This window comes from Symplocastrum torsivum (genome assembly GCF_059505465.1).
The window spans coordinates 21,739-32,131 of record NZ_JCACKQ010000074.1; the positions used below are offsets into that span (position 1 = coordinate 21,739).

10 protein-coding genes are annotated in these 10,393 nt (G+C 41.7%); 5 read left to right on the plus strand and 5 right to left on the minus strand.

Annotated elements, in window-relative coordinates:
- Positions 1-276: 276 nt before the first annotated feature.
- Positions 277-573 (plus strand): tyrosine-type recombinase/integrase, encoded by a 297-nt coding sequence (locus tag AC5JL3_RS21280; protein ID WP_496076386.1) that lies wholly within the window; start codon positions 277-279, stop codon positions 571-573.
- 203 nt (positions 574-776) lie between these two features.
- Complete coding sequence (gene coaD / locus AC5JL3_RS21285) at positions 777-1,262, plus strand: pantetheine-phosphate adenylyltransferase (protein WP_496076377.1); 486 nt, start codon at positions 777-779, stop codon at positions 1,260-1,262.
- Positions 1,263-1,351: 89 nt separating this feature from the next.
- On the opposite strand, the gene AC5JL3_RS21290 is transcribed toward coaD, so the two are convergent.
- The 5 genes from AC5JL3_RS21290 to AC5JL3_RS21310 form a co-directional block, all read right to left on the minus strand.
- Positions 1,352-1,723: a hypothetical protein gene (locus tag AC5JL3_RS21290; protein ID WP_496076378.1), complete on the minus strand. Its 372-nt coding sequence runs from the start codon at positions 1,721-1,723 to the stop codon at positions 1,352-1,354.
- 158 nt (positions 1,724-1,881) lie between these two features.
- Positions 1,882-2,352: a hypothetical protein gene (locus tag AC5JL3_RS21295; protein ID WP_496076379.1), complete on the minus strand. Its 471-nt coding sequence runs from the start codon at positions 2,350-2,352 to the stop codon at positions 1,882-1,884.
- A 555-nt stretch (positions 2,353-2,907) separates the two neighbouring features.
- The gene (locus AC5JL3_RS21300) at positions 2,908-6,762 is read right to left on the minus strand and encodes a DUF5906 domain-containing protein (RefSeq protein ID WP_496076380.1); all 3,855 of its coding nucleotides are present in this window, start codon (positions 6,760-6,762) and stop codon (positions 2,908-2,910) included.
- Positions 6,763-7,442: 680 nt separating this feature from the next.
- A complete protein-coding gene (locus AC5JL3_RS21305; RefSeq protein ID WP_496076381.1) occupies positions 7,443-7,604 on the minus strand; it encodes a hypothetical protein in 162 nt (53 codons plus the stop codon).
- Positions 7,605-8,628: 1,024 nt separating this feature from the next.
- Positions 8,629-8,934: a helix-turn-helix domain-containing protein gene (locus AC5JL3_RS21310; RefSeq protein ID WP_496076382.1), complete on the minus strand. Its 306-nt coding sequence runs from the start codon at positions 8,932-8,934 to the stop codon at positions 8,629-8,631.
- A gap of 90 nt (positions 8,935-9,024) precedes the next feature.
- Here AC5JL3_RS21310 and AC5JL3_RS21315 point away from each other — a divergent pair, with 90 nt between their 5' ends.
- From AC5JL3_RS21315 to AC5JL3_RS21325, 3 genes are all read left to right on the plus strand, one after another.
- Positions 9,025-9,615, plus strand: coding sequence for a hypothetical protein (locus tag AC5JL3_RS21315; RefSeq protein WP_496076383.1), 591 nt, complete (start codon positions 9,025-9,027; stop codon positions 9,613-9,615).
- Positions 9,612-9,929, plus strand: coding sequence for a hypothetical protein (locus AC5JL3_RS21320; protein ID WP_496076384.1), 318 nt, complete (start codon positions 9,612-9,614; stop codon positions 9,927-9,929). The genes AC5JL3_RS21315 and AC5JL3_RS21320 overlap by 4 nt, the downstream gene beginning before the upstream one ends.
- Before the next feature lie 172 nt (positions 9,930-10,101).
- A partial coding sequence (locus tag AC5JL3_RS21325; protein ID WP_496076385.1) for a hypothetical protein occupies positions 10,102-10,393 on the plus strand: 292 nt, incomplete at its 3' end.

The following is a 10,393-nucleotide window of genomic DNA, read 5'->3' on the forward strand; positions in this document are numbered from 1 at the left end:
AGCACCTTACCTCACTGGTAGGGTGTTTTGTTTTATAGCAATGTAGCCTAAAAGGTATTGTGTTCTAATCGGTGACAAGTCAGCATCTCACCGATAAGACAAGTTTTGTTTTGCAGCAATATGATGTACTACACTACACTTTACAGCTACCTTATTGATTCTAGTTCTCAGCAAGTACCTAAAAACAGAGTCTAAAACTAGGAGGCTTGCCCAAAACAACGATATAGCATTATATCTAGGTTGCTGTTTTAACAAAACAGCAACTCATGAAGCATAATCGCAACGGTCGAGGTAGGGCTACCAGCCAAGGGATATTTATTCCCCAGTCCATCCGGTAACGGACACATGACCAGACAAGCCGCAGACAAAGCGTTGAGACACGCTGCCGACTATATCGGGTTACAAGGCGTTTCTACACATAGTTTTAGGCGTACAGGTATTACTAAATTGCATGATGCTGGAATCCCATTAAGAACACTACAGCAACGTACCGGACACGCAAGCTTAGCGAATTTGGCTCTTTATGTCGAAGTCAATCAAGCCGATATCGATGCTGCTGGTGAACTGCTTTAATCACCATTCAATTACTTATAGATAGGAGAAAAGATTATGAAAGCTAATTATATATAATCTACGTTTGTGGTTAGGGGTGAACCTGGCTCAAAAGAGTCAAGACGGTGAGCGCAAAGAACAGAATCTTTATCATTCTAATTGGGTTCAAAACCCGTGTAGGCTTTTGAAGATTTCAACAACAAAATACAGGAGATGGAGATAGCGTGAAAGCTGTTTACCCCGGTAGTTTTGACCCGATAACACTAGGTCACCTGGATTTAATAGAACGTTCATCAAATTTATTTAAATCGGTAATTGTTCTTGTCGCAGTTAACTCAGAGAAGCAATACTTGTTTTCTCTTGCCGAACGAATTAAATTAATTAAAAACTCGATACAGCACTTAAGAAATGTAGAAGTTGATTCATTCTCAGGCTTAACTGTTAACTACGCAAAACAGCACAATGCTAAAACTATTATTCGTGGGTTACGTGCTGTATCGGACTTTGAAAAAGAATTGCAAATGGCTCAAATCAATCACAGCCTAAAACCAGATATTGAAACACTATTTTTGGCAACGGCTAGCGAGTACAGTTTTTTAAGTAGCAGCGTAGTTAAGGAAGTAGCGAGATTTGGAGGGTCTGTCGATCATCTCGTACCTTTAGGTGTGGCTAAAGCATTACGGGAACATTATCAATCCTTGCTGTCTTAACTCTCCCTTCTAAAGCTAGCGTCGTGAAGGTTGATCTACGTACTGCCTTCAGGATTAGTTTTTCTTCAGTTTTGGCTTTAATAAAACTACTAAATTCCGAAGACTTTTTCGGGATGGCTTATATCAGGTTGCTTTTCTAGAAAAGCCTGAACTTCATTGAGAAATTTTAGATACATTTTATCACAGGTTCTACAAGACTTCATTCTCTCCTGCCATTCTCTACGGTTCAGAAGCCCTTTCTCAATTAAATAATAGATCACCTTTTCTTTATCCCCATCGACTCTACCTGCTGCCACTCCACAGATTAAGCTTGCATATCTCCAACTTCTACACTCGCTTTCTAACCCTACAGATAGTGGATGCAACCAACTTCTTATCAGTTTAATCCCCAATGGTTTTACTGCTGTCTTAGGAGAAATTCTTTTGATTTCTGACTTTAAAACGAATTTAGATCTTTTCATTTTAATTTACCTTCATCTAGCTTTAATCAACAACATTTCAGCAAGCTTTCACACATTTCTAATTTTTCCCCGCAAAGAACTTATATTGCTCATGGCGACCCGACTCTTGATAGGAGTATAGAATGTTTTTGTATATCACTAATTTACCAACGAGGTTTTTAGGGATTAATTTGAGAATTATTATTAATAGTTTGTTGATTTTGAAGAACTGGAGGCAAGACATTTTCTGGTACTGGATTAAAAGATTTCTCATTAACTTTTTCTAGTAATTTTTTTATTTCCAATAAAGTTTTTTTTGTTTCTTTATAAGCTTTTGAATTTAAATAGTATTCATAAGAATCATGGTTGTTAGAGGTTTTGCCAGGTTGTAAGACTTCATCTTCACGTTTTTTTTGTTCCTCAATTAATTCGTCTATTTTTTCTGAAGCTTCTTGAAATATTTCTGCCCACCCAAATACTTCCATTAAATAAGGTAATTTTTCTACCTTAACACCTCTTCTAAGAAGACCTCGGTACCAATCACTAACTTCTTCAACTTGCTCTTTCACTGGTACAGGGATTCTTATATGAGTAGATTCGTAGAGGGCTTTAGGTGCGCCTATTTTTTTTGAAGTTCTCTTTAAGCTCATATTTGTTAGGAATTGAAACGTTAACAATAACATTAACTTTAACATTTTAGCCTTGTGTGTGCAAGCATCTGAGCGCCAACGAGAACATAGCCAATGCGTAAAGTAAATCAATTTATATTTAAAAAAAGTAGAGCTTTAAGGTTAGTAAAAACCACGAAGCAACTTCTCTTTTTATAGGTAGATCTTTAATAAGAGGCAATCTTGGAATACAGTCAAATTTCAGCACACATTCTAATTAGTTTACGCTTGAGAATACAAGAGTTACTGCTTAAGCAAAGAATAGCTACAGCGTTTTCTAGGCTAATGAGGTACATCTATCCTACTCTCCCATTCTCTATAGGAGAAGAGAGAAAAATTGCCTGTACCTCACCAGTCTGAAAATTGCTGTAAAGCACAGCTTACTGATTTAAATTTTAGCGATTTAATTGAACATTCATTGACTAATTGGGTTGATGATCAGAACTGATTCATCCTTTTAATTTAAAAGATAGTGTCCCGGTAGCAAAAAGTACCGGGATACTCGGTTTTGATGGCAGCGGGGCAGAGGAAGGAGTATCATTCGTCACGTCGTAGATCAGTGATTGAGATTAGACTAGCGAAGCATTCGAGTTTCGCACTGTAGCCTTGGATGCGCTCAATCGAGTATGGTCCCAGTTTGTCGGTGTGAGATTTGTTGTTCACGAATACGCGATCGCCTACCTTAAAGCTTGCTTTCAGCTCATCCAATTCAGCTTCCCATTCTTTTATCTGCTCTTGTTTTTGAGCAGAGAGACGCTTACAAGCCTCATCTTTCGCTTTGGGGTAGTTAATCCAGGCATTTAAGAGGGTACATAGCATCGGTATGCTGCTGCAATCTAATAGATCCTTTGCCATGTCGTTTAGGTTGGCTTCATCTTCCCACTCTTCTGTAAGCACTTCCTCTGCTTCATCAACCGATGTGGAGTCAGGTTGCTCTATATCAATGGTTTCAGTGGCATTGTTTTGTAGCTCTCTGATACAGTTCTGAACGTCCTCTGAAGATGCCTGAATGTCCTCTGAAGATGCGTCAAACCTCATGGTTAAGGGATTCTGAACGTCCTGAACGTGATTTGAGGGGGGTAGCTCATTTTTAGAAATTTCACTTTCTTTACCCGTCTCGCACATCAGACTTCGTAACCAATTTTTTCCCTCTTCAGTAAGCAGTTTCCAGGCTCGTGGCTTTATATTTTCCTGCGGTGCTGTGAGCTTTATGACTTCAGATGCGTCATTACACCTCATCCAGTCATCAGCTAGTTTACGTGCCGCATCTAAGTTCTGATCTATCCAATTTTTATTTTCGCCGCAGATAGGGGAATCATCTTCAGCACGTTCAGAACCCTTGATTTCACTAGCTTTAACCATCTTCAGAGCATCTTCAGAGACGTTCAGAAGACGTTCAGAAGTGTATCCTTCTGATACATTTTCTGGTGTATGTGGATCGAGGGGGGTAGGATCAACCCACCCAATACCCACTAAAATGTTGCGGCCTGAACTATCACGTTCACGGCGAGCTTCTGGAAACAACTTAAGTAGTCGGCGGAATATCTGATTCGACGCTTTAACCAATGAATCGCCCCAGGCTGGGTTAGGACTCCAGTGATCTTTCTTACGCCCGTCGTAAAACTCTTCGATTTCTAAAGTACCGTTTTCGATGTACCACTTTCGCAGACAAGCATATACCTGATCAGCGGAAAGATAACCATTGGGCTTGTATCCAATCCCTACTTCCTTACAGAAGGAGTAGATATGATCTGTCTCTTCACGCAAATCTTCCCAAGCCTGTTCCGTGACATCGTAATTGATGCCCTCGATCATGAGTCTGTCCAGGGCATCTAAACAGTAATGCAGATACCACGGCAACAATTGAATGCGAACGAATTCAGGGTTATAGAGGAATCGGGGATCGGCTTGCAGTTCACCTGGTGCCGGATTACTCTTGTACGTTTTCTTGAATCCAAGGATGCAGAAGCGAGAGATGATAGCCTCTAATGCTCCTTGCAGTTTTGGTAGGGCATTTACGTTGAAGAGGTGAGCGCATCGTGGGCGGAACTGATACTCATCCTTACCCTTCTTCTCACCTGCTAGTGGGTCGCCAGTTACAGCAATCTTGAGAGATTGGATTCTATCAATCATCATGCAATCCGCATTCTCGCTGGGCCAATTGATATTTGCGCCATCTAATTTTTGAAGGGGGAATTTGCGACCCTGATCGTACTGCTGAAAATCAGATAATGTAGCGCCTACCATGCCTCGGTAGCCGAACATCATTGCTGTTACTTCGCGCAGTGTATCCTTACCGTTGTTCCCCGTACCGTGTAGTAGGAGTGCTTTTACTTCCCGCCCCCTGTATCGTCGCACCGTGGGTAAATCTAAAGAGGCGGCAATGGTTTTCAGGAAAATATCCCGCTCTGGAGCATCTAAGCATGAAAGCAGACGATCGCACGAATCCGGTAACAACAGCGCGGGAATCTCGTAGCTCACCTGTGGAGCATAAAGATAATAGAAGCTAGGGTCGTGGGGAACTAGACTCTTAATCCATTTCTGCGAATCAGGATCATAGGAGAGCTGTAGAACCCCATCAACACAATTCAGACCTGGTGGATTTATAAGTTTGGGGTCAATGCCTACTTTTTGCTTCAGCCACTCAAACGCTTTATTTACATATTTAGGATCAGCGTAGGGGTAGCAAATGATGTAATTTTCTTCATCTTCCCCCTGCTCTGCTTTTCCCTTCGCTTTTTGCAGCTCTTGATACGTATCGCAGTAATCATGGATTTTCTTGATAATTACTGCATTATCAACAGGCTCGTAATGGGTATCTTGCCACTCGTAAAGTTGTTTCGCAACGTAGATCCAAGCTCCAGGGGCAAATAATGCATCATACATTTCTTGGCAGAAGCTCTTAATTTCCTGACGAGTCGGTTTGTGATCTGAATTTTCTCGCTTTCCGACTTCTACGCGATCGCCTTCAATCTCAGCGACTTCAACAGGAGACGATTCCCAAAGTTTTTCTAGTCCCTGCTGGAACTCCGGAGGCTCCATTCCTAAAGTGGGGCGAATCACAGACCAGAAAAAGGGATCTAAATCGGGATGATTTCCGATTGCCTTACAAAAAGCCGTGGCGTTCTCAAGAATTTCAGCCTTCCCTTTATCACAGGTTACATCCCCGGCTTCAAGCAATCGTTTCGCCTTCCACCGAAAGCCATGTTCAGCAGAATTAATGTGATTTTGCCAACCCTCCATTCCATACTTAATCAGGAATTCATCAGGATCTAATCCCTCTGGCAACGTTGGTGCGACATAACTAGTAATCCCCGCTTGGGCTAGTCGCAGAACATTGGAATTAGTGCCTCGCTCACCTCCATGATCTGGGTCGCCACACAGCGTAAGCTTTTTGATTCCCCGTCGCTTAAGAGTTGCAATTTGGTCGTTTGAACAACTGGCTGCCACATAAGCGCAAACACGGGTATCGCCTTTCGCCTGCAAAAGAACTGCATCCAAAACGCCCTCGACTGAAACGAGTTCTTCGTGTCCGGCTTTGAACGCAACATCAAAAAATAGTGGTGATTGTTTGGTTTTCGCACCTGGGAGTGCTATGGTTTTCGGCTTCCCGTCTGGTGGAAGCTTCTGGAAATAGCGACCGTAGATCGTGAGGGGGCGACCGCTGTCATCATTCCATAAGAAGGTGATGTATCCCTCCATTTGATGCCACACACAGCCAGTATTTTTCCAATCTTTATCAGAAAAGCCTTTAGAAACTAGATGGCGCTTAATTTCACCAGCATTAGGATAGTAGCCGATGGGCAGCAACTTGATTTCTTCTTCTGTTAGCCCCCGTTCAGATACCAGATACTGCCGAGCCTCTAATGCCTCAACTCGATCACTCCACAGCACTTCCTGACAGTAGTTCTGAGTTTCTGCGATAACTGTCCGTCGCCGCTCCCATTTCTCTGCTTTTGCTATCGATTCAGGAGAGAATTCCAGTTCAGGGAATGGTATGTTTGCTTCTGCTGCTAGCTCTTTTGCTGTGTAGGTGAAATCTTTGCCACGAGCTTTAATCCATCGTCCTGCCCTTAAGCTGGCTCGATAGTCGGCAGCACCACCCCCCGACTGGCAACCCTCACACCAAAATAATTTGGACGAGATAGTAACCACGAAGCTAGAGCCTGACTTGCTTTCATGGAAAGGGCAACCGCCCTTTAGCTTGTTGCCAGATTGCTTGAAATTGTGAGCGGGATGATTGAAAATCTGCTCTGCACCTAGGCTATTGATTGCGTCGTCCAGGCAGCGTGTGATTGCCTCGTATTGATCTTGCTTAGCATTCCTGTGACCATTAAGAGAGATGGTTGTAACTCGGCTATCTGATCTGGATTCGTTGGATGTCTGGCTCATTTCGTGCTCCATGTTGTTGTGCATGGTGCAGCGAAAATTAATTCCTATTGATTCCTAAATAGGTTGCAGATTCTAGCTCTAGCACTTTATGCTAGAGATTGAATTAATTGTGAATCGATTGTTTTTGTCTTTGGGAGAATCTGCCGTGCTAGCGAAGTTGGCTAGCACACCTTTTCAGGAATAACAAAGATATTAGCTTTCGCTTCACCTTTCCTAATCTTGAAAATTGAATACAAGTACCTTAGTCTAATTGATATTGTGATAACATGAGAGTCCTAATACTATATTGTTCTAATAGTATATTATTGGTGACTCTTTGTTTACTAATGTTCGTGGTGACATAAGTTTGTTTCACTCATTTGAAAAGTCCCTAAGTTTTTAAAGTAAAGCATTGCTTTACACTTGCTCCTTTCCAGCTATAAAGATGAGTTTATTTTACCTTAAAGCGTTTATTAGCATCTTTTTTATTGTCTTCCAGAGGCGTGACTGTGAGTAGGTGAATTTCGGTTAAATTCATTCCTTAAACTGCTGCCGCTTCTGGCTTAGGCTCTTTAGGTCTACGTTTAAAAACTTAAATGCTTGGTTGATCCAATATAAAACCTCCTTCAGTTGGTTCACCCATCATCCCGGCGATCGCAGCTACCCGGAGAAAAAGTAGCGAGGCTGTCACCAGCCGCCATTCAACGGCTGTAATCTTTATTCAGTAAACGGTTGATCGCATCGTGGGCTATCGCCTTATCCGTTGTCGGTTGCACCCACTCGGCTTTGCTATAGCTGTATGCCTTTTGCGTCGCCATCAGAAAGTTAATGTATTCAATAGCCGTATATTTTGGTGGATTCATTGCTTCCTTTTACCCCATCTTCAGCCCAACTGCGTAACTCCTGATCTACCTAAAATGAAAAACCTGAACCAGACTTTAGGTAAGCTTTAGCCTAAAATCTGCCTAAAATAAAAAACTTGAACCAGGCTTTAGGTAAGCTTTAGCCTAAAATTTACCTAAAGTTGAGCCTCATTTTAGATAAGCTTTAGCCTAAAATCCACCTAAAATGGAAAACTTGAACCAGGCTTTAGATAAGCTTTAGCCTAAAATCCACCTAAAATGAAAAACCTGAACCGGGCTTTAGGTAAGCTTTAGCCTAAAATTTACCTAAAGTTGAGCTTCATTTTAGGTAAGCTTTAGCCTAAAATCTGCCTAAAATGAAAAACCTAAACCAGGCTTTAGGTAAGCTTTAGCCTAAAATTTGCCTAAAATGAAAAACTTGAACCAGGCTTTAGGTAAGCTTTAGCCTAAAATCCACCTAAAATGAAAAACCTAAACCAGGCTTTAGGTAAGCTTTAGCCTAAAATCTGCCTAAAATGAAGCTTAATTTTAGGTAAGCTTTAGCCTAAAATCTGCCTAAAATGAAAAACTTGAACCGGGCTTTAGGTAAGCTTTAGCCTAAAATCCACCTAAAATGAAAAACCTAAACCAGGCTTTAGGTAAGCTTTAGCCTAAAATCTGCCTAAAATGAAGCTTAATTTTAGGTAAGCTTTAGCCTAAAATCTGCCTAAAATGAAAAACTTGAACCGGGCTTTAGGTAAGCTTTAGCCTAAAATCTGCCTAAAATAAAAAACTTGAACCAGGCTTTAGGTAAGCTTTAACTTGGTTTTAGGTTGGTTCCCGAAAACATCCCTACAACGGCTGTGAAAATTGAGACAGCAGTATCCCAGGACGCTTAATGCGCCGATCGCAAAATCAAGTTGGTTCAGCTTGGTTTAGGTAGAATTCCGACTCAATGAATAAGTTCCGTCGTCATCTCCGGCATGACCCTCAGCACTTCAGCATCGCACAAAGCTCCAAAATTTCGGCAACTGTATTGAACAGATCAAGGCTTGGTTTCTGATTCGCTCTCCACCTCAATACCGTAATCAGTAAATAGATGAGCAATAGATATATTTAGGGCTTTCGCTAGCTTTTCAATATTTTCCAAGGAAGGATTGCGCTCTCCTCTCTCAATATCTGAGATGTAAGTACGGTGGAGTTCAGCCCTTTCCGCCAGTTTCTCTTGAGAAAAATCCAATTCTCGCCGTCGCCGCCTAATGGCTTTCCCAAAACGTCGATTGATTCCCGATTGACCTTCTTGCTTCACGGCATCATGGTCGGGGAATGCAGACCATAAGTCTATAGACAATAAATGACGTTTTGTAGGCTATAAGTGTAAAAATACGAAAGAGTAGTAGATACAGCCCAGAAAAAACTCAACCTACAAGCCAGTAAATTCATGTCTATTGCCCGACCTGCTCACGCTTCAACACCCTCAGGAATCACTGAGCGAAAAGCCATTTATCAGCAAGCACTCGATGACTTTGCCATGACAGACCTGCTTGCTCAGCTACAAAAGATCTCTAGTGCCGATTTCGATAGCCAGCCAATCACTCAGCCCGAATCAGAACTGATTGCTGCCCTGCTGGTTCAGCAATTAGCAAAAAACCTTGACTCACAATTAGTTACTGCCTATTTCAAGGCAATTCGGCGAGGTAACCAGGAAGTAGTTCCTGAACCAATAGGCTTGGAATATCCTAAATCCACTGGTTTACCTGCCGATTTCCCTACTTCTGCTCCTGCTCCGCGCTTCACTTACGGCGATCGCCAACGACTGTGTCCTATCTCTGTTAACGGTGAGACAGAAACCGAAACTGATACAGGACGGTGCATTGGAAGCTACTACGCTTATGCTCCTCATCACTGTGAGTGGATGTGGAAGTATGTGATTTGGCTTGATAAGGAATCAGTAAGTGCTTCTTGGTGTATTGCAACAACAGCTTGGGAAGATGAACTTGAACCCGTAATCCAAGAGGATTCACTATCATGAACGGAAACTTCTTCGGGGAACGGGAACAACAACTGCTTGAACGCTTTGCTGAGCGACAACCGCTGACACTAACTCCTCAACAACTAGCCGAGAAATGGACGGGCATTACTCGTAACGAAATTGCCTTGGTGTGCCAGACAGATGTATCTCGTATCAACCGCTGGCTTAGTCGAGGGCGAAGCTATGAAGCAGCGAGTCCCTACTACTGCCAAACGTTGGCACTATTCGATATCTTCTTAGAGTTTCACCAAGAGCTTCCAGATAGCTTGATTAGTCGCTACTGTTCGCCTAAAACGATAGGAGAATCTGAGTAATTTTGGCGCGATATATAGCGTGTCTAAATCATTTTTCCTCTAAAACGTTTTGTTGAAACTACAATTCGCTCAAAAAGTCAATGCCAAAACAGCATTGCGATTAACTAGCCATTGATGAGAGGCTACTTTTTGCTCGTATTAGCTAGCGGAAAGTCATCCTTCCATTAAATTTATGGTTGATAAATTTTATTTAGAAAATTTACTTTCTCCTTATGCGAAGGCTCCGGTTTATTACCAAAAAAATATTGATCCAATTTTTATTGGTTTCATGAGAAAAAAGCATAAGAAAATCAAAAAATCTTCCAATCCTATAGATTCTTGGTTACATCTTATAGACGGAAATATAAGAGTTATTTATACTGTATTAGTACAAAATAATATTCCTGCAATAGTAAAGCATGGAATTTTGGACTGGAGCAATAAAGGTGATTTTCCGCCTACTCTTACCCTTCATTGGTGGATAG

Coding starts and splice junctions, on each gene's coding strand:
- AC5JL3_RS21290 (WP_496076378.1), bottom strand. CDS start 1,723: ATGAAAAGATCTAAATTCGTTTTAAAGTCAGAAATCAAAAGAATTTCT.
- AC5JL3_RS21305 (WP_496076381.1), bottom strand. CDS start 7,604: ATGAATCCACCAAAATATACGGCTATTGAATACATTAACTTTCTGATG.
- AC5JL3_RS21300 (WP_496076380.1), bottom strand. CDS start 6,762: ATGAGCCAGACATCCAACGAATCCAGATCAGATAGCCGAGTTACAACC.
- AC5JL3_RS21315 (WP_496076383.1), top strand. CDS start 9,025: ATGTCTATTGCCCGACCTGCTCACGCTTCAACACCCTCAGGAATCACT.
- AC5JL3_RS21295 (WP_496076379.1), bottom strand. CDS start 2,352: ATGAGCTTAAAGAGAACTTCAAAAAAAATAGGCGCACCTAAAGCCCTC.
- AC5JL3_RS21320 (WP_496076384.1), top strand. CDS start 9,612: ATGAACGGAAACTTCTTCGGGGAACGGGAACAACAACTGCTTGAACGC.